The 21,697-nt window shown below is 47.7% G+C and carries 22 protein-coding genes; 12 read left to right on the forward strand and 10 right to left on the reverse strand.

What is annotated here, in order from left to right; all coding sequences use genetic code 11:
* The first annotated feature begins 150 nt into the window (after positions 1-150).
* The 6 genes from yfkAB to AC2TF5_RS06585 all read left to right on the forward strand — a co-directional run bounded on the left by yfkAB (position 151) and on the right by AC2TF5_RS06585 (position 4,681).
* The gene (gene yfkAB / locus AC2TF5_RS06560; RefSeq protein ID WP_491301396.1) at positions 151-1,290 is read left to right on the forward strand and encodes a radical SAM/CxCxxxxC motif protein YfkAB; all 1,140 of its coding nucleotides are present in this window, start codon (positions 151-153) and stop codon (positions 1,288-1,290) included.
* Positions 1,291-1,313: 23 nt separating this feature from the next.
* Positions 1,314-2,648, forward strand: coding sequence for a hemolysin family protein (locus tag AC2TF5_RS06565; protein WP_491301397.1), 1,335 nt, complete (start codon positions 1,314-1,316; stop codon positions 2,646-2,648).
* Between the two features lie 287 nt (positions 2,649-2,935).
* Positions 2,936-3,157 (forward strand): spore coat associated protein CotJA, encoded by a 222-nt coding sequence (locus AC2TF5_RS06570; protein WP_491301398.1) that lies wholly within the window; start codon positions 2,936-2,938, stop codon positions 3,155-3,157.
* A gap of 3 nt (positions 3,158-3,160) precedes the next feature.
* Positions 3,161-3,436, forward strand: a complete 276-nt coding sequence (locus tag AC2TF5_RS06575) for a spore coat protein CotJB (RefSeq protein ID WP_491301399.1) — start codon at positions 3,161-3,163, stop codon at positions 3,434-3,436.
* Positions 3,437-3,512: 76 nt separating this feature from the next.
* Complete coding sequence (locus tag AC2TF5_RS06580) at positions 3,513-4,082, forward strand: manganese catalase family protein (protein ID WP_491301400.1); 570 nt, start codon at positions 3,513-3,515, stop codon at positions 4,080-4,082.
* Between the two features lie 170 nt (positions 4,083-4,252).
* Positions 4,253-4,681, forward strand: coding sequence for a hypothetical protein (locus AC2TF5_RS06585; protein ID WP_491301401.1), 429 nt, complete (start codon positions 4,253-4,255; stop codon positions 4,679-4,681).
* 274 nt (positions 4,682-4,955) lie between these two features.
* Here the strand turns inward: AC2TF5_RS06585 and AC2TF5_RS06590 are convergent, their stop codons facing one another.
* A complete protein-coding gene (locus tag AC2TF5_RS06590) occupies positions 4,956-5,225 on the reverse strand; it encodes a hypothetical protein (protein WP_491301402.1) in 270 nt (89 codons plus the stop codon).
* 235 nt (positions 5,226-5,460) lie between these two features.
* On the opposite strand from AC2TF5_RS06590, the gene AC2TF5_RS06595 reads away from it, so the two are divergent.
* Positions 5,461-6,150 (forward strand): HAD family hydrolase, encoded by a 690-nt coding sequence (locus AC2TF5_RS06595; RefSeq protein WP_491301403.1) that lies wholly within the window; start codon positions 5,461-5,463, stop codon positions 6,148-6,150.
* An 88-nt stretch (positions 6,151-6,238) separates the two neighbouring features.
* Here the strand turns inward: AC2TF5_RS06595 and AC2TF5_RS06600 are convergent, their stop codons facing one another.
* From AC2TF5_RS06600 to AC2TF5_RS06625, 6 genes are read right to left on the reverse strand one after another with little or no spacing between them, the layout of a single operon-like run.
* Positions 6,239-7,354 (reverse strand): YheC/YheD family endospore coat-associated protein, encoded by a 1,116-nt coding sequence (locus AC2TF5_RS06600; RefSeq protein WP_491301404.1) that lies wholly within the window; start codon positions 7,352-7,354, stop codon positions 6,239-6,241.
* Between the two features lie 6 nt (positions 7,355-7,360).
* Positions 7,361-7,864, reverse strand: coding sequence for an N-acetyltransferase (locus AC2TF5_RS06605; RefSeq protein WP_491302825.1), 504 nt, complete (start codon positions 7,862-7,864; stop codon positions 7,361-7,363).
* A gap of 33 nt (positions 7,865-7,897) precedes the next feature.
* Positions 7,898-9,007: a YheC/YheD family endospore coat-associated protein gene (locus AC2TF5_RS06610; protein WP_491301405.1), complete on the reverse strand. Its 1,110-nt coding sequence runs from the start codon at positions 9,005-9,007 to the stop codon at positions 7,898-7,900.
* Positions 9,004-10,377 carry a YheC/YheD family endospore coat-associated protein gene (locus tag AC2TF5_RS06615; RefSeq protein WP_491301406.1) on the reverse strand — a complete coding sequence of 458 codons (1,374 nt, stop codon included), beginning with the start codon at positions 10,375-10,377 and terminating at the stop codon, positions 9,004-9,006. The genes AC2TF5_RS06610 and AC2TF5_RS06615 overlap by 4 nt, the downstream gene beginning before the upstream one ends.
* Complete coding sequence (locus AC2TF5_RS06620; protein ID WP_491301407.1) at positions 10,374-11,498, reverse strand: YheC/YheD family endospore coat-associated protein; 1,125 nt, start codon at positions 11,496-11,498, stop codon at positions 10,374-10,376. Before AC2TF5_RS06620 ends, AC2TF5_RS06615 begins: the two co-directional genes overlap by 4 nt.
* Positions 11,499-11,511: 13 nt before the next feature.
* Positions 11,512-12,879: a YheC/YheD family endospore coat-associated protein gene (locus AC2TF5_RS06625; RefSeq protein WP_491301408.1), complete on the reverse strand. Its 1,368-nt coding sequence runs from the start codon at positions 12,877-12,879 to the stop codon at positions 11,512-11,514.
* A 137-nt stretch (positions 12,880-13,016) separates the two neighbouring features.
* On the opposite strand from AC2TF5_RS06625, the gene AC2TF5_RS06630 reads away from it, so the two are divergent.
* The 4 genes from AC2TF5_RS06630 to AC2TF5_RS06645 all read left to right on the forward strand — a co-directional run bounded on the left by AC2TF5_RS06630 (position 13,017) and on the right by AC2TF5_RS06645 (position 16,469).
* On the forward strand, positions 13,017-14,183 hold the full coding sequence (locus AC2TF5_RS06630) for a DUF445 family protein (RefSeq protein WP_491301409.1): 1,167 nt from the start codon (positions 13,017-13,019) through the stop codon (positions 14,181-14,183).
* Positions 14,184-14,233: 50 nt separating this feature from the next.
* Positions 14,234-14,581 carry a YlbF/YmcA family competence regulator gene (locus tag AC2TF5_RS06635; RefSeq protein WP_491301410.1) on the forward strand — a complete coding sequence of 116 codons (348 nt, stop codon included), beginning with the start codon at positions 14,234-14,236 and terminating at the stop codon, positions 14,579-14,581.
* 130 nt (positions 14,582-14,711) lie between these two features.
* Positions 14,712-14,996, forward strand: a complete 285-nt coding sequence (locus AC2TF5_RS06640; RefSeq protein ID WP_491301411.1) for a hypothetical protein — start codon at positions 14,712-14,714, stop codon at positions 14,994-14,996.
* 138 nt (positions 14,997-15,134) lie between these two features.
* Positions 15,135-16,469, forward strand: coding sequence for a DRTGG domain-containing protein (locus tag AC2TF5_RS06645; protein ID WP_491301412.1), 1,335 nt, complete (start codon positions 15,135-15,137; stop codon positions 16,467-16,469).
* Between the two features lie 106 nt (positions 16,470-16,575).
* On the opposite strand, the gene AC2TF5_RS06650 is transcribed toward AC2TF5_RS06645, so the two are convergent.
* The 3 genes from AC2TF5_RS06650 to AC2TF5_RS06660 form a co-directional block, all read right to left on the reverse strand.
* Positions 16,576-16,881, reverse strand: coding sequence for a YtpI family protein (locus AC2TF5_RS06650; RefSeq protein ID WP_491301413.1), 306 nt, complete (start codon positions 16,879-16,881; stop codon positions 16,576-16,578).
* 84 nt (positions 16,882-16,965) lie between these two features.
* Positions 16,966-17,442: a sporulation membrane protein YtrI gene (locus tag AC2TF5_RS06655; protein ID WP_491301414.1), complete on the reverse strand. Its 477-nt coding sequence runs from the start codon at positions 17,440-17,442 to the stop codon at positions 16,966-16,968.
* Between the two features lie 3 nt (positions 17,443-17,445).
* The gene (locus AC2TF5_RS06660; protein WP_491301415.1) at positions 17,446-17,772 is read right to left on the reverse strand and encodes a YtrH family sporulation protein; all 327 of its coding nucleotides are present in this window, start codon (positions 17,770-17,772) and stop codon (positions 17,446-17,448) included.
* Positions 17,773-17,908: 136 nt separating this feature from the next.
* Between AC2TF5_RS06660 and AC2TF5_RS06665 the strand changes: the two genes are divergently transcribed.
* On the forward strand, positions 17,909-21,625 hold the full coding sequence (locus AC2TF5_RS06665) for a DNA polymerase III subunit alpha (RefSeq protein ID WP_491302826.1): 3,717 nt from the start codon (positions 17,909-17,911) through the stop codon (positions 21,623-21,625).
* Positions 21,626-21,697: the final 72 nt, after the last annotated feature.

Raw genomic sequence — 21,697 nt, forward strand, 5'->3', positions numbered from 1 at the left:
ATCGCGAGCTATAGGGTTGACGCCAATGAGAGTCCGGTTTAGGGGTATGCTATAATAGAGGAATGGACATTTATCCAGAGTTTTACGTTACTATATAGATCGATTGTAATTGAAGCATTCGGTTAATAAAAGAAATAAAGGTGGAAAACAATGAGTAATACAGCAAGGTCCTATCAGCCAGTCTTTAAACCACTTTCTCCAAGTTATGACCCGTGGGATCCGATCACATCATTGCGTGATCACGGACGACATGTGCTGACCAGTGTGGAAATGACGGTTACCCATTTATGTAATATGCGCTGTGAGCACTGTGCGGTCGGCGATATGCTTGTCATGAAAGAGGCGCCTATGCTGCCGCTGGATAACATGCTGAAGCGGCTGGATGAGGTGGAGCATTTGCAGACGATCAGCATTACAGGAGGAGAGCCAGCTTTTCTGGGTAAAACGGTGGATAACGTTATCGTACCCTTGTTGAAGTATGCCAAGGAGCGCGGCATCCGTACACAGATTAACTCTAATTTGACGCTGGATATCGGCAGATACGAAAAAATGCTACCCTATCTCGATGTAATGCATATCTCGTTCAATTATTTGAACGGAGATGACTTTCATGAGGTTGGTTTTGCGAACAGTGGACATCCTGTGTCCAAAGAGGCGGCGTATCGACTTTACGACACCATGATGCTTAACTCAGAGAAGCTTAGCAAGGAAGGCATGTTCATCTCGGCCGAGACTATGATTAACTATCGTACACATGAGAAGTTGGATGGAATTCATACGTTGATCAAGCAGATGGGCTGCAAGCGTCATGAAGTGCATCCGATGTACGCTTCCAATTTCGCAGCTTCACTGCCGGTACTGTCTTTGTCTGATATGAAATCGGCTATCCATCGTTTACTCGACGTTCGTGACCCGGATATGTGGATGCTTTTTGGCACACTTCCTTTCTACGCTTGCAATAGCGATAAAAGTGACCAGGAACTGATTTATCGTCTTCGTTCCGAGCCGAATGTGACGGTTCGCAACGACCCGGATGGACGAAATCGCGTTAATGTTAACCTGTTCTCGGGTGATGTTTACGTGACTGACTTTGCGGACATTCCTCCTTTTGGAAACATTAAAGACCAAAGGCTTGACGAGATATTTAATGCATGGTCAACGGGTCATCCGTTGAATCAGACGGTAAACTGCCACTGTGACGCTGCAAGTTGTTGTGGTCCGAATTTACTCGTTGCGGATATGTACTATAAGGGCATTGATTTCAAAACAAGAAAAGCTATTACAAACTAGAATCCGAAAGAAGGCGTATCGCAATGGAGGAGTTTGAGGTCGGGAGACTGATTTTAAACCTGCTCTTGGTTTTCCTGCTTGTTCTGTTGAACGGCGTGTTTGTAGCCGCCGAATTTTCTCTCGTCAAGATGCGGCAATCCAGACTAACCCAACTGGTTAGCGAAGGAAACCGCATGGCGGGTGTAGCTCTCAAAGTGAACCGGAAGTTGGATTCTTATTTATCTGCCACGCAGCTCGGTATCACATTAACCTCATTGGGGCTAGGTTGGATCGGGGAACCGGCCATCTCAAAACTATTAGTAGAGCCACTGATGCATAGAATGGGAATGACAGATGGAGTACTGATTACGACGATTTCCGTAGCTATCGGCTTCTGTATCATTACATTTCTGCATATAGTGTTAGGGGAGCTTGCACCAAAGTCATTGGCTATCCAGCGAACAGAAGGAACAGCCCTTCTTTTATCCGCTCCACTTCTGTGGTTTTATCGTATTTTTCTTCCAGTCATCTGGGTTTTGAATGCATCTGCGAACGGTATTTTACGGTTGGTAGGGGTCGAACCGGCGAGTGAATCGGAAGCAGCCCACTCTGAAGAAGAAATACGTATTCTGATGAATGAGAGCGCCAAGAGCGGAGTCATTGATGAGAACGAGATGAAGTTGATGGACAACCTGTTCGATTTTTCCGATATGCGGGCAAGAGCGGTTATGCTTCCACGTACGGATATGGATGTTCTGTACACGAATCTATCTGTGGATGAGAATCTAAGAATTATAAATGAAACGAAGCATTCCCGCTATCCTGTAGCTACTGAGAACAAGGATCGAATTATCGGGTTCATCCACATTACCGATTTGCTCATGGCCCCTTCTGAACAGCAGAGGGATTTAGCTGCTATTACCAGACCCATCATGGACGTACCAGAGTCAATGGAGATCAGCCAGGTACTCCGTTTAATGCAGACAAGGCATGAGCAGATGGCGCTGGTCGTAGATGAGTATGGAGGAACAGCTGGTATTCTGACAGCAGAGAAGATACTTGAGGAGATTGTCGGAGATTTATATGATGAATTTGAGGACGAGCGTCCTGAAGTGGAAGTGAACGGAGATATCATTTCCGTGGACGGCCGGATGTTAATTGAGGATGTCAACGATCTGACGGGGGTAGTTATTGAGGAGCAGAAGGTTGACTCGATTGGCGGCTGGTTGTTTAAAGAGCTTGAGGGAAACCCGCACAAAGGCAAAAAAATTGTGTTTGACGGTGTTGTCTTTGAAGTCGAGGAGGCCACCCGCTTGCGTATCACTCGTGTAAATATCCACAAAAAGCCCGCTGCGGACCAAGTCTCAGATCCGGAATAAAAAGAATGGAACTGGCAAGCGTCCTGTCTTTCTTTGACGAGAAGTCACATTCTTTATCGGACCGTTGGTCATCATTCTATACTCAGCCATGTGCAAGGCAGGGTTGTTCCAGATTAAGATCAAGTTTTTATAAGGCTACCGAGAAGCCCTTTTCCCGTTTTTTCTGCGGAGAAAAGGGTTTTTTGTGTTTTCTGAGTTCATTTTCTGGGCGGATGACATATGTTAGTTACGAAGAACCGAGATTTTGTGCTGCTTGAAGTGAAATTCAAATGAAGGAGGAATATGTTTTGAAACCGAATCCTGAGGAACGTGTGTACGTCCCGTATCGCGGACCATTTGATCCTTGCCCTCCACTACCATATAGAACTTATGTTGTTCCTGTAAATCAATTCATCGTATTTCAACCGGTCGACCTGCCGCAGTTCAGTCCGGCGGAGGCCCTGAGGTATGGAACGTTGTGGCCTGCTCTCTACAGTCCCTACAATTCTAGAAAACAGAAAGGAGAGTAGATCATGGAGGAAGTCAGACCTAAGCCCGGAGACCCCCGTTATTATGAGCTTCTCGAGCAGCTGCAGGCTATCGATTTTGTGTTGTTGGAGCTCAATCTGTTTCTCAATACACATCCGGATGATCTGAAGAGCATTGAGCAGTATAACAAGCTGGCTCAGGAACGAATGATTCTGGCAAGGCAGTTCCAGGATCTTTATGGTCCTTTGATGAATTTCGGTCACTCCTTTACCAGATATCCGTTTCAGTGGTCCGAGACCCCGTGGCCTTGGCAGGTGTAAAAGTGTTAGCAGTCGGGCTGTCTCGATCTGACTGTCCGGCTGTCAGCAAGGCTAAAATAAGGAGGCGGTTTATTCCATGTGGGTATATGAGAAAAAGCTGCAATATCCCGTAAGGGTCAGCAAGTGCGATCCGATGATGGCTAAATTCCTCATTGAACAGTATGGAGGAGCGGATGGAGAGTTGGCGGCGGCTCTACGGTATTTGAATCAGCGGTATACAATTCCGGAAAAAGTCATTGGCGTACTCAACGATATCGGGACGGAAGAATTTGCGCACCTTGAGATGATTGCAACGATGGTATACAAGCTTACGAAAGATGCTACTGTTGAACAGCTGATGGAGGCAGGCCTCGGAGCCCATTATGCGAATCATGACAAGGCTCTTTATTACGAGAATGCGGGGGGCGTTCCGTTTACTGCGGCCTATATCCAAGCCAAAGGCGATCCCTTAGCAGATTTATACGAAGACATTGCGGCGGAGGAGAAAGCAAGAGCTACATATCAGTGGCTGATCGATATGACGGATGATGTGGATCTGCAAGACGGGTTAAAGTTCTTGCGGGAGAGAGAAATCATTCATGCCATCCGTTTTCGAGAAGCGGTTGAAATTATTAAGGAAGACCGGGCTACGAAAAAGATATTTTAAAATAAATGTCATAGGGACATTTCTCAACAAAGAGTAAAAGCAGGCCGCCCAATAAATCTCCTTTGGGCGGCCCCTTAGTTTTGTGATAGTATGAAGAGGATTAATGGGTTTATTATCCTTTAAATGTTAAAGTAAGGTTATTCATTAGGAGAGAAGGGAGAAATAACTTTATGAAAAAAACTATAAACAGTACACTGAAAAATATAATTTATCTTGTATTAATTGTCGTTTTGTTCGCAATTGGATCTATACTATTAGCCGATCACTACACGCAGGCAAGAACAAGATTTAATTTCAACCCTTTCTATGCAACGATTATTTCGATTGTGTGTTTCGGAGGTATTGGAGCTTTACTGGACTTAAGTTACACATATCGTTCAGAAGATAGAACAATACACATTGATAAATCAAGATTGTTATTACTAACTTTACCATCTTTTATCGTTTCTATGAGTCATATATGGGCATATTTCGGATTATTAAATTTTAATAAGTCAATCTATCCATATATTCTTGGAAATGATTATATTATTGTCGTTTCTAGTATAATTTTTGGGTTTTCTGCATTTTCTAGTTTTTCAAAAAAACCAAAAATATGAGAATCGCGTGTTTATCCAAAAGATTTCATCATGATTTTTTTTGTAAATAACTGTTTAATAACTTTTCTTATACATTCTAAATTCTATTTTTTTAGGGACTGGTATAAGTTACGAAAATTAGTGCTTAAACCAATTACAAAAAAAGTGGTTTTTTCAATTGTCTTATTTTTAAGTGTATTACCAGTAGCAATCGGCTCAATCTTATAATCAGTTCTTGACGTAGCCTAGGCTAGCATTACTTTCAGAACAAGCCTCTACATTGTCGCAGCACCATTCAACCCTCCATCAGCAGCGATGACCACACAAAAATTACATACAACAGAACAGGCAGAGCGATTCCGCCGTTAACGATGAGCCATATATAAGGGGCCCGCCAGACTTCTCTTACTTCTTTTAAACGGTTCACTGTATGCTTTTTCTTCTTCAATCGGGTTAAGAAGTGGTCCAAAATCACCGCCCGTTCCTCTTCACCGTAATTCTCAAGTTCTGCTTCAATGCAGCTCTGCAGCTCACGAAGCTTCAAGGGAAGAGTGTCATGCTCCATTTTGATCAGGATCCTTTCTCCTCACGGGTACAGTAAAATAACTGAGATTATGGATAATAGTATTACCTTAATAACAATTATAATTGGTAAAAGTTATACGCTATTTGCCATATATCGATGACTTTTTTATCTGATGCTGTGAGGATATCGTTTGCAGGGGCAGGGGGCATCCTTTATGATGAGGGAAGCTTACCATAATCATCATGAGGAATGAAGGGAAGGGAATGACATAGAGATGGAGAGAAACGAGAGTCTGACCAAACCGCAAGCGATGATTTTTGATATGGATGGTACATTGTTTCAGACAGAAACCCTGCTCCTGCCCGCATATCATAAATTGTTCGACATACTGCGGGAGGAAGGACTTCATAAGGGAGAAACACCGAAAGAAGAATTGATGCTCGGCTGCTTGGGGATGCTGCTTGAGGATATATGGAAAATTGTACTGCCTGAGGGCTCTCCGGAAGCCCACCGCCGTGCCGACGAGTTGCTGCTTCAACTGGAGCTGGAAGGATTAAAGGAACCGGATGCAGTGCTGTATCCCGGTGTGGAGGAGACGTTGCAAGAACTTAAGCGCCGTGGAGTTCGTTTGTTTGTAGCGAGCAACGGACTTGAGCATTACGTGAAGGGCATCGCGGACGCACGGAACATCATGCCATTATTCGAAGAACTATACAGCGCTGGGGAGCATGGCACGGCTACGAAGGTGGATCTGGTAGCACTCCTGCTTAAAAACCATGGTATCGAGCGTGCATGGATGGTAGGAGACCGTTCATCCGATGTCGAAGCAGGTAAGGAAAACGGACAGACCGTCATCGGCTGCCAGTACGCAGGGTTCGGAAATGATCAGGAGCTGAATGGTTCGGACATTATCATTACATCTTTCCCTGAGCTGTTGAACTTGTATGAAAACGCTGTGGAATAAATGAATTATAAAGTATAAAAGCCCTGCCGATTCGGCAGGGCTTTTGAATATAACTGCAAGCGACTACAACAGGGCTTCTTTTCTGCTGTTAAGCTTTCTTCGAATGTTTTCGATCGTTATAGACCCACAGCGCATATTCCAGCGGTCTTATCAAGGCTACGCGATATGCATCCTTGTCGCCAACCTGTGAAAACACCTCACGTGATGGTTTTGGATTCACTTCCAGAAGCAAGATTCGGCCGGCTTTATCGATAGCCAGATCAAGCGCTAGTTCACAAAGCGCCCCGTATTCTTCTTCCAGGTAACGGGATACATCTACGCCAAGCCTCGCGGAATTCTCCCGTACCTTTTCACGTTTCTGTATTTCAGGAATCCATTCATTTAACAGCTCGTTCATCCCCGTTGCTCTTCCGCCGCCATGCAGATTCGAAGTCACGCTGTTAAGCGCGCCGACACGGCCGACACAACCAGTTACTTCCCATTCTCCGAAACCATTCTTCTGTACAAGCATCCGGTAATCATGAACCCTTCCGCTTGGCAGTTCAAGCGGAATTGCTTCCTGCACCAGATACCGGCGCTTGATACCCCAGCCGGACAGGAATGGACCGAGCATAGCAGCTGGAAGACGCTTCGGGGTGATGATACTCCGGTTTGTGTTTCGGCCACGGATCTCATAAGAACTATGGACATCTGCGCTTTTAGAGATTCGTAAAATGCCGCGTCCTCCCGTTCCGTTGATTGGCTTCAGGTAGACGGTATGATGTTTACTCAGCATCCGATTGACGTCTCCGATGCTTTTTACGAGCATTGTATCAGGTAAATGGGGTCTGAACCGTTTAAGACCGGAAAGTGTCTGATGAACGGTCCATTTATTGCGAAGCGGTCTGTTAAGAAACAAAAGATGTCTATATCGTGAGCGAAAGCGTAATAGCTGCTGGAATCGTTCACTTTTTTGAATGCGGCAGCGGTCATAAATCATATGGGGAAAAGGCCGCCACCGTCTGGACCAGCTGCCGGTATCCGGATTGAACTGCAGGGCATGGATGAGCCCTTGAGATGAATTCACATCAGCAGGTGTAAATACGAACACATCCAGCCCCAGTTCACGTCCTTCCGTAATCATACGCTCATAGACAGGGACCTCCTCAAGCCTTTTCCGGTTGTTCAAGTACAGTGTCAGGATACCTAAGACGGGTTGAGACACAGTAGTTCACCTTCTTGCGTAAGAGTCTAAGTCTAAGTTATTACAGGCACCGTCAGGCGTTTCACAGTCTCCGCTCATGACGAGTGTAGGTCTTCCTGTGGGGCCTTTTTCTAAAGATACGGCTTGCATACCGGCATGAAAACACATTTTAAGACTTGAATAATTGTCAGCGGCTACCTTGCATCGCAACCGCCCAAGTATTGACAGCTGGAAGAGGATCAGGGAGGTGCCGATATGCCGATTCCGGTACAATGGGTGAACAGCAATTAGGCATGTATCCTCTCCGAATCCGGCTACGAAGCAAATGCCAACAGGCATCCTGCCATGCTCCCCACGAACGGTTGCCGCGATAAGTGATGTACCTGGATAATTCAGCTGATCAAACGACAACTTCTGCAAGGCGTTGCACCCTTCGCGGGTGAGTCGGCGGCTGCCGAAGCGGCACATGAAGTCATAGCATTGTTCACGAATATCCGGCCAGTCTGCCGGATTGACGGGCGAGATGGACATAATCTCCACATGATCCCCTCCTTTAATATAAAATTATTTGTTTTCTATGAGATACTCGCAGTAATTGAATATCCGTTCGAGTGACCGCTTGCGAATAGCAGGCTCATCAAACTTCATCGGTCTGGAGTTTGCTTCAAAGAACCATAGCTCTCCGGACGTATCCAAGCCGAGATCCATAGACATCTCGCCTAGACTGTAGCGGCAGCCACGCTCTATTTGTTTGGCAATGTGCACGGCGGCGTTCTGGACTTTGTTCAGGATCACCTCGGTTTGCTCTGACCCGAATAGGGTCGGAAGAAGCTTCTCGGGATCCTCGATCGAACCGCCGCGTGGTACGTGGGTGGTAATGCTTTGGGTACCCGCCATGCGGGCGCCAATTCCAGTGACCCCCCATACGCCGAGATCCGACTTCTGAACCAGAAGCCGAAGGTCGAAAGCACGTCCGTGCACGGCAGTAAGTTCAATTCCTTGCTGGCTAATGTAAGGTTCACCTTTGGTTTCTTTATAAATACGTTCCCATACTCGCTCAAGTGTTGCCGCTTTATAAGTTGTACTGTTTTTATTGTTTTGAATTTGGAGCCGGTAAGGCATAGGTTTGTTTTTTTGATATCTCAATCTCATGATGCCTTGGCCGGCCTTTCCCTCTTCCGGTTTGAGGTAGAGGTAAGAGCAGCGTCTTATCATTTCGTACAGAGATGGCAGACCTTTCAGTTTTTTAGTGACCGGGGACCATTTTCGGGTTAGTCGTGATTTGCTCAGCCAGGAGAATAACTGCCGCTTGTTAAAGAAGAACGGATTGTAAATATCCAAGTTGGGGTGACGCATACATTCTTTTATTTTTCGTCGTACCTGCGGCTTCATTTCATCTTCACGGTAAGGAATGCGGTTATAGATTACCCGGGGCAGGGGAAACATCCTCTGCTCCCAGGAATGCGGATCATTGCCAGGCGTAAAACCTTTGACCGTTTCGGATTTCAACTTTAAATCACGTACGGTGACAACATAGACGAGATACCCCATATCTTTGCCGGTCTTGATGATTTCGTGAAAGTTTTGCCGATTACCTCGGAACAGTCGGCAGGAATCATGCATTGTAAGAATCGCGACAACAGGTCTGGTATCATCCTCAAGTCGATTGGTCACGAATCATTCCCCCTGTGGAACCCGCCGAGATACAAGCAGTGCTCAAAAATATGTTCAACCGACGCTTTTCCTTCGACTCGAAGAGAAGGGTGGCTGAAGATAGACCTGCCCGGTTTTGAATTGGCCTCAAACATCCAGATCTTTTCATCTTCGTCGATTCCAATGTCAAAGCCGATTTCAGCCAGAACATGAGAGTGGTGGTTTTCAATGGCTTCCGCGAGTATAACGGCCGTCTGCTTAGCTCGCTCCAGAACTTCCCGAGACTTTGAACCAAACGCACGGCCTAAAGCCTGTTCTGGAGTCATCAGTTGACCGCCGTTTTTGATGTGGGTCGTTACACTTCCCCGCCCGGCCTTCTTGGCTCCAATTCCGACAGCTGACCAGCGGTTACTGCCGTCTTTATGCATATGGAACCTGAAATCAATAGGGCAGCCATCAATTTCAATCAGCCGGATTCCCTGCTGGATAACATAGTTTTTCAGGCCGGAACCGTGCCTGGATTGTAGCAGGCGCATGAGACTTGAGAACGTAGGAAACTTAAGCAGTGTATTTCCTCCGGTGCTGCGGTAGCGGGCGAAGTAACCTTTTTTGGGTTGGTAGGTGAGTCGGTATATCCCGTTCCCGAGGCTTCCGCCTGACGGCTTATAGTACACGAACCGATGGCGCTCGAGCATATCTTTAATGCGTTCCGGGCTTGGATTCGAATACGTTTCAGGCACATACCGTCCGGCCAGCACATCATTTTCCAGTTGGTTATAAATATCTGATTTATTAAAGAAAGCCCAGTTGAAAAAGGAGATATTTCGCTTCAAAAACCGATCCCTCAGTTGATTCATGAAAGGCGAAAAGTCTGTGCGTCTGCTAGGGAGTCGATTATATACAACATCCGGAAGAGGTACAGTCTTACGGATAAATTGGCCGTTTGCACCTAAAAGATAGGCATAGACAGTTTCCCGTTGCCAATTGATATCTCGTGGTGCAAAGGCATAAACATACATTTTTTTATTTCCTTCACGCAGCAGCTGTTTAATGTAACCTGTTCGCGCACCGAAGGGACTGGAGGGAGTGGAGGGGCCATCGGATAATACTCCGACTATCGGTCCGATCTGAATCTCTCCATCCCTGGGCATATGAACATATGTTGGCCCGCTTCTTGGGACGTGAACATTCTTACGGATGCCGGAACTCAAATACAGATGTTTGCCGGAACGCTCAATAGGTTTCAATGAAGCTGATATGGCATTCCTGCCCAGGCGGAGCTGGATCTGTCTCCTGCTTGTAAGACCCAGGCTTCTCATGAGCGAGCCAGACATAAAGACCACTTTTTCGGGCTGATGCGAGAAGTGAACATTACTAAAAGTCAAACTCATGTATTAACCCTCCTAAGTTGTCGAAGCAATAAATAACGTGCATAACGGAGGGGGTTCTCCACTGACAGCTTTGCTGCCGGAATATCCCCTGTTTGCCTGAATGCGCGCCGCCCCGGTTTTGAATTGACCTCAAGCAGCCATACCTTTCCGGAACAGTCTATTCCGAAATCGATGCCGAGTTCGCCCAAACGGCCAAATCCGCCTTCAAGAATCGGGGGGATGAGGTCGCTCAGCTGGTTGATGCAGGCGATGATATTGTCGGACACGGGGGTGCTGAACTCAGATTCCAGAAAGGAAGGGACGGGTAACGCCGTGCCCCCGCCATGAAGGTTGGAGGTCATTCCTTCAGCTGGACCCTGGCGAACGGCCATCCCTGTTGTAGTCCAACGGCCCCGTGCATTTTTTTGAACCAAAACTCTGACATCATAGGGTCTGCCATCGCGACTGGTTAACATTAAATATGGCTGAATGATAAAGCGGCGGCGTCCGGTGAACTTTTTTACCCAGGATGATAGTTCACGGGTTGGCAAAGTCATCTTGAATATCGAGTTCGATCGGTCTCTTCCTTGTAATACAGTTTCTTCTCTATCAGTACAATGTACATAGAGGGTATGTTTGCCATGGGAGCCTCCGCTTGGCTTCAGAAACAGCTTCCCGTCAAACAGGGATAAAGCCTGATTCAATGATTCATTCCCGTTATAACTTAGCGTATGTGGGAGATGGAGCGAGAGGCACTGTTCACGCTTTAGAAGATTATACACACGGATTTTTCCGGGCAATCCCCGTGACCACATAGACCAACGGTTGTCAGGCAGATCACTCAGGAACTCCGCAGCGGCAGAAGTTTCATCCGTGTTCTTAAATAGACAGCGGTCGTATATAATGTCCGGAACAGGAAAGTTTCTCTTTTCCCAGCCGCCGCGTCTGTAGGTATAGCCTGAGATTAGGTGATTCAGCCCAGCTGAATCAGGTTTATCTTCCGGGAAAAACACAAATACGGTAATGCCGAGGCAGGAAGAGGCCAGGCATAATTCGCGAAGGTATTCCTTTTCCGCGAATGGAGGTGATCCTGCTCTCCGGCATACCATGACACCGAGTGTTCCAATGTAATCAGAGGGCATAGTTGCTCCTTTTTTAAAAGCCAGTCAAGTAATGGCTGTATTGGACAAGCCGAATCGCTGATGGGCGAACCTTCTGAACATTGAGCGGAGCGTTATCGCCCTTGGACGGTTTGGAGTTGACTTCAAGCAGCCAGATTCGTCCTGCAGTATCCACCGCTAAATCAATCCCAAGCTCTCCAAAGTGTGCAGGAATCGCTGCTTCAATGCCTTTGGCGATATCTAGTGCAGCCTTCTCCATCCGGTTGCTCGCTTTCAGCTTTGCGGTAGGCGGGATACCGCTCATGGCAAGCGCGTCTTTAACCGTGGACAGCGTTCCTCCACGGGCGAGATTGGATACATAATGATTTCCTCCCGCAACTCTGGCCACAATGGACGTTACGCTCCACTTGCCTTTTTTGTTTTTGTGGACGAGCGCGCGAAAGTCCACATTTTTTTTATGGAGCCGGACCAAGTCCAGGCCTTGCTGAATTTGATAACGGTTTTTTTTGATTTTTTCGGATAGTTTACTGTACAGTTTAGTAAGCGACGAGTAACTGTTTTTTTTAATCCCCTCAAGTGAGGTGGTTAGGGTCTGATAGGTGCCGTCCTCCTGGCGGGAGATTCGGATAATGCCTTTGCCCAGACTGCCGCGAATCGGTTTTAGAAAGACAATCGGATATGCAGTACACATTTTTTTAAGCATAGGGTAGCCTTTCAGTGAATAGGATTCGGGTAAGTATTTCTTAAGCTTCTCATCCGAGCCCAACGCATCAAAAACTTCCGTCTTATCCAGGAACTTCTCGTTAAAAATGTGAGTACCCAATCTGGATTTTACTTCTTTCATAAAATGCTGTACGCTAGGACTATTCTCCAATTTGCGCGTGGGAAGCCGGTTGTTGACCACATCTGGTGCGGGTACTGGACCTCTCATCCATCCCTCATCATATCGTACCGCTTCAAGTGTTAACGGGTCCGGACCGATCATCTCAGGGGTGAAAAAGTATACATACGCACCTAATTTTTGACAGGCATTGACCATCTCCATGCAAAATGATGAGATCGATCCGAAGGGTTTGCTCGGATCCTCTGGGTCATAACGGCTTATCATAACTCCGATTACGGGACCAAGCCGCAGTGTGTTGTCGGCTGCGTTGTATTTGACGTTCAGAACCGATTGAGGAAGAAGTCCGGAACTGCTAGACAGGGAAGGGCTTATACGGAGTACAGTCGATTTTTTCCCAGATAAGACACGTATCTCCTGCTTGAAGGAGCCGATGGCAAGCTGTATAGGTTGTTCTGTTGGAATTCGGAGCAGTTTTATCAGCCTCTCGCCAAGCTTGATATCGTTATCCTGCAGGTTGCCCGAGCGGAACAGTTGAACCGATATCTTGGTTTTGGACATCTTGGATCTCCTTCCGACAACTACTTGATGTCTAGTGGACAGATTAGACTTCATCTGAGCATTGCATGTAATTCATCATATGAGGACATATATCCCTTGGTGATTGTACGGATTTGGAAAAAGGGAGGACTTTAAAAATGCCGGATTGGCTGTTTATATTGGTGAACGTGGGAGTGGCGGCGTTTGTCGGCGGCATTACGAACCATTTTGCTATTAAAATGCTCTTCCATCCTCGTGAAGAAATCCGTATACGCGGATGGAAGTTACCCTTTACACCTGGATTGATTCCGAAGCGGAAGGAAGAGATCGCGGAATCTCTCGGTAAAGTGGTCTCCGATTATCTGGTGACGAGTGAAGGGCTTCAAGAAATGATTCGCAAACCGCTTTTTCGTACGAGGGCGGAGGATGCGGTAAATCGGAAGTTGAAGTCGCTTTCGGAGAGCGAGCAGACACTGGGCGATCTGGCATTGAAATTGTGGAGCCCGGAGGAGTGGCAGCAGTTGAAAGATCGTGCTGTTCTGACGGCTCAATCGGTGACGGCTCGCGGGGTGACTACAGTCTGGTCCGATTATGGCTTAGAAGACAAGCCGTTAAAGGATCTGATTCCTGGCTGGTCCGAGGAAACCCGGCAGCGCTGGAGTGAGGCGGCTGCAGAAGCGGTATTGAAGGAGCTTGGGGATACGCTGTTGTCATCGGACGGCCAACGGTTGCTTAAAGAAATGGCTTCTGCGATGATGGACAAGGCAGGGGGATTTCTCGGCACGATGGCCGCTATTTTTATGGATGAGGACAAGCTGGTTCAGAAATTGACGCCGACGTTGATCGGTCAGCTGGAAGGGAAGAAAGTTCGCCAGACGATCGTTACCGTTGTATCAGGTAAGCTGGAGCAATATGGAGAAATGTCTCTTGGCCGTGCGGTGGAGGCTGCAGCCGGAGAATTTGGTCCAGGTTTGATTACGCGAAAGCTTGAAGAATCGATTCCGTGGAAAGCATGGATTGAGCGTCTGGAGAATGTCCGGCTCACGGATATCATCACACCCCGGCTTCCTGCGATCGAGGGTGCAATGCCAGGCTTGATCGATAAAGGTCTCCGAATACTTGAAGAGGCCGTTCCGGCAGCAATGAAGGCAGTAGATCTGCCAAACCTGGTACAGGAGCAGGTAGAGAAATTTCCGGTTGAACTTCTTGAAGAAGTCATATTGAGTGTATCGGGCCGGGAATTCCGGGCTATAACCTGGCTTGGGGTTCTGCTAGGTGGGCTTATCGGAATGTTTCAGTCGTTCATTACCTTGCTGTGGAGATAAGAGTAAAAAAATAATGCTGCGGTGATAGTCCGCACGGTAGGAGGACAAATATGAATATTTATGACAAGGCGAATGATTTGGCTAAAGCGATGAAGGAAAGTCAAGAAGTACAGGAAATTACCTCTGCAATGAAACTGATTGAAGCTGATCCGGAAAGCAAACAGATGTTGGATAACTTCCGTGAGCGTCAGATGGAAGTACAGCAGCGGATCATGACCGGCGATATGCCTTCACAGGAAGAGATGGAAAAGATGGAGAAGCTGTTTGAAGTGCTGAGTCTTAACCTGAACATCCGCCGTTTGTTTGATGCGGAGCGTCGTTTGAGCATTATTATTGAGGACGTAAACAAAATTATTACAGATAGTCTTCAACATTTGTATGGGTCAACTCAATCATAGTAATTAACAATCCGCGGCAGATGCCGCGGATTTTATTTGCTCATACTCCATTCTTCTATCATAATGTGGACCAGCCCTTCATAGAGTAGATATATAGAGTTCAGAAGAAAACAGAGGAGCTGTATAACTTATGAAGAAAAAGAAAAGTAAGATTAAGCATTCGGCTTATCTCTTGATTGCGCTCGGGATGCTGGTATATGCGCTGCCGAGCATTTCGTTCGCAGGAGGTTTTTCTTGGGCATCGCTGTTTGGGGCTGTATGGGCCGGGTTCGCCCTGCTGGTCATTGCATCGCATCTGCATATTTTGATTGGTGTGGATGAAGCGAAACAGAAGGCATTGGATGAAATCCGGAAGGAAAAGATGAACCAATGGCAGCTGAAATGGCCTGAGGATCAAAAGAGCCATGGCGCCTAAAAGCATTTCATAGAACAGCAAAAAACCGTTCGCGCGTTCGCTGGCGAATGGTTTTTTGCTGTGCCGCATGTTATTTTATAATGCATGTCTGGTATAATAGATACAGTATGGTACAGATTGAGTAGGGGGGTGGAACAGTTGGATGTTCGAGATGAGACAATTACGAAACACGAACAACTGGTACAGCATATCGAAAGTTTAAAAGTAGGAACCAAAATATCAGTCCGGAGGCTCGCTAAGGAGCTTAGTGTAAGTGAAGGTACAGCTTATCGTGCAGTTAAGGAAGCAGAAGGGCTGGGAATTGTTGTAACGAAGGAACGGATCGGAACTGTACGTATTGAACGGAAGCCGCGGAATATTTCAGAGCAACTGACCTTCGCTGATGTGGTGGAGATCGTTGAGGGGCATGTACTCGGCGGGGCTGAGGGTCTTAATAAAAGTCTGCATAAATATGTAATCGGGGCCATGAAGGTTGAAGCGATGGTCCGCTATATTGATGCCGGAAGCCTGATGATTGTCGGAAACCGGGAGGATGCGCATTCTCTGGCCCTCGAGCAAGGAGCAGGTGTACTCATAACAGGCGGTTTCGGGACAAGCCGCGAAGTAAAGCATCTAGCGGACCAGTTGGGACTGCCCATCTTTTCTTCACGTCACGACACCTTCACCGTAGCTTCAATGATCAATCGCGCCATTTTTGATCGGCTAATCAAGAAGAAAATTATGCTTGTCGAGGATATCGCAGGCGAAAAACCGAGAATTCACGCGCTTAAGAGCTTGATTACAGCTCGAGAGCTTATCGAAATGGCGAAGGAGTGCGGAGAGCAACGTTTCCCGGTTACGGATGAATGGAACCGTGTCATCGGCATCGTTGGCGTAAAGGATGTTGGCGGGCTTGCTGATAATCAGGCAATCGAACGAGCCATTACGCGTAACCCGGTTACCGCGACATTAAAAACATCATTAGCCTCGGCCGCTCAAATCATGATGTGGGAAGGGATTGACTTCCTTCCTATCGTCGACCGCAACCGTAAGCTTGTTGCCACAGTTACACGGAAAGAAGTGCTTGAGGCGATGCGGAATGCTCGTAATCAGCCTCAGTTGGGGGAGACGTTTGATCAGCTGATCTGGAATGGAATGGCTGAGGATCGGGATGGGGATGGGAATCTATTCTTTAACGGGTTTATCACACCGCAGATGGCGACAGAACTCGGGACGATTTCGCAAGGTGTCCTGACAACAGTTATGAGCCAAGCTGCCTTTAAAGCAGCTAAGGACATTAGCGGCAGTGATCACGTGCTCGATAATCTGTCCACTTATTTCATCCGCCCGATTCAGATTGAGGATCCGATTGTGGTGATGCCGCGTCTTCTTGAGATGAGCCGGCGGACTTGCAAGATGGAAATCGAAATCAGTCACCAGTCCAACCTGATCGCGAAATCGGTCATGACACTGCAGGCGATAGATCCAGGATAAGGAATATGTTTCATGCAGGAACACATAACAAAGAGGGCTGTTCATCTGGCGGAAATACATTTGGCCGGTAGAATAGCCTTCTTTGTTTTAAATGGAGTGTTTGTTTCTAACTGCTAGCCGATTTATGACGGCTGTAATAGCTTCTGCTTCTTATGCCAGCAAAAATATTAAAAGCACCCATAACCATGAAAACAGCTTCAACGATCACTGCGGGTGTGGAGCCGCTGAACATCAACATGGAAATAAAGGACAGGGCGATCAGCATAATACCCATACAGATATTCGTAGACGCATGAAGGATTCCCCGGTCGAGCGGGTCCGGCATTTTGCGGGCACGGATGCTGTATAAAGCAGCAGCGATGCAGGAAATGACAAGCACCGCGAATAAGGCGTAGCGGATAATACCAAGCATGGTAAAAAGGCACTCCTTTGGCATGGACATGGTTACATGAATACTCGTATTGTATCATGAAACCATTCTGATGTGATGTACAGTTTAGTTGCCGATCTCCATCCAGATCTGAAGAACGCCTTCCATGACCAGCATGGTCCTGATTTTGATCTTGTAGTCTTTATCCCGGACGGTGTATATTTTATCATCTAGCAAAGAGCGTGTGAGCTTGCTGTCGGTATCGATATCAAATATGCTTCTGCCACGCAGTGCTGCAAGATCTTTTCCCATCATCTGAATGATTTCTTTCACAATCAGGGAATCGAGCGGCTCGGATTTTTGTTCTGAGCGAATTTTGATTTCCCGGATGACAGTCGGCTGTTTGCTATATTTTTTCAACGTCTTGATATCTTCTTCATATTGGAGAATTTGGACTTGCAGGTCTTTGTTATTCTTCCATAACTTGTTGTAACTGGCATGGTATAACGAATTATAGACGACACTCCCGATGATCATACCGAGCACAAAGATCGAGGCAGCCTGATAAAAGGGACGGAAACGGTGGAACGGAGGCATTCTCATACATTAGCTCCGGTTGTTGCAGACCCATTTGACCAGCTCACTGCCCATATGTGCCCCTAAGAATGCAAAGATCAGATACAAAATCTGTTTTATGGCGGGAGACAAATTGCCATCCAGCATATTGCTCTCAATAACACGCATGGGATCAATGGTTCCACCGACAGCGGCAGCAAGTGCCCAAATTTTGATGCGGCCCGCAACTTCAACCATCGTTAAAGTCGGAGGCTGCATCGAGAGCACGGCGCCAACCCCTCCGACCATAGCCCCCCCAACCACGATGCCGAAAGCTATGAAAAAGTCCAGTATCGCTTTAGATAAAAAAATATTCATCTTTTTTGTCCCCTTTCTTGCCGGGCGACGGTGTTGACCGCCTGTCCAGATGCTCCTGATTTCATTCTATGGGCGGGTAGAGCTACATTATGATAAAATAAGAATAAGAATTTAAGTGGCGAAAGGAAGGCGAATGATGAGTACTTTCGTGCATTTGCATGTGCATAGCGAATACAGTCTGCTCGACGGAGCGGCGCGTATTGAAGACCTTGTACGGGAAGCGGCAGCGTTTGGTATGAAATCATTGGCGCTGACCGATCACGGGGTCATGTACGGCGCCGTTCCATTTTATAAATCATGCCAAAAGCATGGCATAAAGCCGATCATCGGATGTGAAGCTTATATTACTGCAGGATCGCGTAAGGAGCGGGGGAGTCGTAAAGATCAGCCCATCTATCACCTCATTCTGCTCGCAAAAAATGAAACCGGCTACCGGAACCTGATGAAGCTTTGCTCCATCGGCCATCTAGAAGGCTATCATTATAGACCTAGAATTGATATGGAGGCGCTCGCGTCTCATCATGAGGGAATTATATGCCTCAGTGCCTGTCTTGGCGGAGAAGTTCCACAGCATTTGCTGCACGGCAGGGAAGCAGAGGCCAAAGCTGCTGCGCTGCGTTATAAGGCTGTTTTCGGAGATGACTATTACCTGGAGCTGCAGGATCACGGATTGCCGGAGCAAAAACGAGTTAATCCACAGCTCATCGCCTTAAGCCGGGAATTGGGCATTCCGCTGGCGGCAACAAATGATGTGCACTATTTGACGTCATCCGATGCGGAAGTACAGGATGTGTTAATCTGCATCGGGACAGGCAAGACGGTGGAGGACGAAGACCGGCTCAGAATTCCGACGAGCCAGCTGTATCTGAAGAGCGAAGACGAAATGAAGCTGCTGTTCCCTCACGTTCCGGAAGCAGTGGACAACACGGCATCTATTGCGGAACAATGCAACCTTGAGCTGGAATTCGGCAGATCTATTCTTCCGGAATATCGACCTTTGCCAGAAGGAATGGATGCGGCTTCTCATTTACGACAGCTCTGTGATGCCGGTCTTCGTGCCCGTTACGACGATACGGAACGCTGGGCATCGGCGGATAGTCGTGCAGAGCTGGAACGCCGATTGGACTATGAGCTAGATACCATCGAGAGCATGGGATTTAGCGATTATTTTCTTATCGTGTGGGACTTTATCGCGTACGCTCACAAGCAAGGTATAGCTGTTGGACCCGGAAGGGGCTCGTCCGCCGGTAGTTTAGTTGCGTATACACTGCGCATAACGAACGTGGACCCGATAAAGTACAATCTGCTCTTTGAACGGTTTTTGAACCCGGAACGTGTCACGATGCCGGATATCGATATTGACTTTAGTGACGAACGACGGGACGAGGTTATTGATTATGTGGTTCATAAGTACGGGCGGGAGCATGTTGCCCAGATTATAACTTTTGGTACGATGGCGGCAAGGGCTGCAGTCAGGGATGTCGGACGTGCATTAAATGTGCCGTATGGAGATGTGGACAGGGCGGCTAAGCTGATTCCGAACCATTTGGGTATCAGCATTTCGCGGGCGCTGAAAGAAAGCCCGGGCCTGAAAGAACAGTATGATACCAAGCCCAAGGTACAGGAGCTGCTCGACATGGCGCTCAAAGTGGAGGGAATGCCTCGTCATGCATCAACTCATGCGGCAGGCGTGGTCATATCCCGCGATCCGTTAACCGATGCGGTTCCATTACAAGAAGGCAGTGAGAAGACGGCGCTGACTCAGTATTCCATGGAGCATCTGGAAAGTATAGGCCTGCTAAAAATGGACTTTCTTGGGCTTCGGACATTGTCGATTATTGAGCGGACCATGCGTTGGATTGGTGAAGCAGCTCCGGATTTCGAGAAAGTTCCTGATAACGACCCGGAGACCTATCAAATGTTGGGACGCGGTGAAACAACTGGTGTATTTCAGCTGGAGTCAGCGGGGATGCGCCGCGTATTGAAGGATTTGAAGCCATCGGCGTTTGAAGATATCGTGTCCGTTCTGGCATTGTACCGCCCCGGTCCGATGGAGTTTATACCGAAATATATTCAGGCCAAGCATGGCATCATTGAGCCGGAATACCCGCATCCTGACCTGATCCCAATTCTAGGGGATACCTACGGAATTATCGTTTATCAGGAACAGATTATGCAGATCGCTTCGGCCATGGCGGGATTTTCGCTTGGTGAAGCCGATTTGCTGAGACGAGCGGTATCGAAAAAGAAACGGGAGGTACTCGACAGGGAGCGAGGCCATTTTGTGTCCGGCAGCTTGAAGCAGAATTACAACGAAGAGGATGCAAACCGGGTGTACGATATGATCGTACGCTTTGCGGACTACGGTTTTCCACGGGCGCACGCAGCTGCTTATGGTGTACTGGCTTTTCAAACAGCTTATCTCAAGGCCCACTATCCGGTTCAATTTATGGCCTCTATGCTGACGGCCGTGATGGGGAGCCATCGGAAAGTGGCGGAGTACGTGCTTGAATCCCATCGCATGAACATTGATGTGATGCCGCCGGACGTGAATGAAAGCAGAGCGTTGTTTACACCGGTATCGGGCCGTTCTGATTCCAATCCAGATTCTGATGAAGACAATAATCTGGCGATTGAAGGAAGAAACGGTGGAATCCGGTTCGGACTGGCGGCAATCAAAAATGTTGGGACTCTGGCTGTGGAAAATATCGTCCACATCCGTGAAGACAAGCCTTTTGAAAGTCTGCTCGATTTCTGCCGCCGGGTTGATCTGCGTGTGTGCAATAAGCGGGTTATCGAATCGCTCATTCAGGCGGGTGCTTTTGATACGCTCCCAGGGCACCGGTCCCAGCTGATAGCTATGCTGGATGAAACCGTAGAAGCTGCCGTGAAGTGGCGGAAAGAACGTGAAGATTTGCAGATACAGCTGTTTGATTTTGTAGAAACGACAAATTGGGACATCGAATATCCGGATATTCCCCCGTATTCTGCGGGACAACAGTTGGAATTGGAACGCGAACTGCTCGGTATGTACCTGTCCGGACACCCGCTCGATGATTACAATCCTTTGCTGGAGAAATCGGGGGCAGACCGGCTGATGGATTTGACGGAAGCGCCGGACGATACCGTGGTCACGGTGGCGGGTATGGTTGTGTCACTGAAGACCATTACGACCAAACAGGGAAAAGCGATGGCCTTCATGGAATGGGAGGATCAGATCGAGCGCTGTGAGGTGGTCCTGTTCCCGGAAGTATGGAAGCGGAGCGCTCAACTGATTGAGAAGGGGGCACTTCTCGCCCTTCGCGCTAAGGTTCAGCAGCAGGATGAGGGATTTAAGCTGCTGGCTGAGGAGCTGGCTCCTCTGGAGGAAGAGCGCCTGATCCAGCTGATCCGCCGAGGCCGAGCCCGTGCGGCTTCCGCCGGAAAGAGCGCGGGAGGAACTGCTTCCCAAGGCGAAGGTTCAATTCGCCGGGCATCGCCGCAAGCGTCGACATTTATAGCGACTCCGGGGGATAAGCCGGTAGTCCGGAGTACTGCTTTCCGCACCGATGCTACAACCCGTACCGCTAACGTTGAGACTAGCGTTCGATCTGTAACTGCTGGACGGACGGATTCGGTGAAGCACGAACAGCGCGTCTTTGTGAAGATTACGCGGGAGGCGGAAGATCCGCAGCTATTGGCCCGCTTAAAGGAGCTTCTGCAAGAGCACCCGGGACCCGTGGCGACCGTGTTATTTTATGAAAGGAGCCAGAAAGTGCTCGGTCTGAGTGACGCATACCGGATCAAGCCGTCCCCTGCATTGTTTGCCCGTATGGAGGACATGCTTGGAAAAGATACAGTTAAAGTTAAATAGACGTTACTCCCGTTAAATAAAATTCATGAACGTTTCATATCCCTCCCGCATACACATAGGACACTACAGGAC

The sequence above is a fragment of the Paenibacillus sp. JNUCC 34 genome (assembly GCF_058269055.1).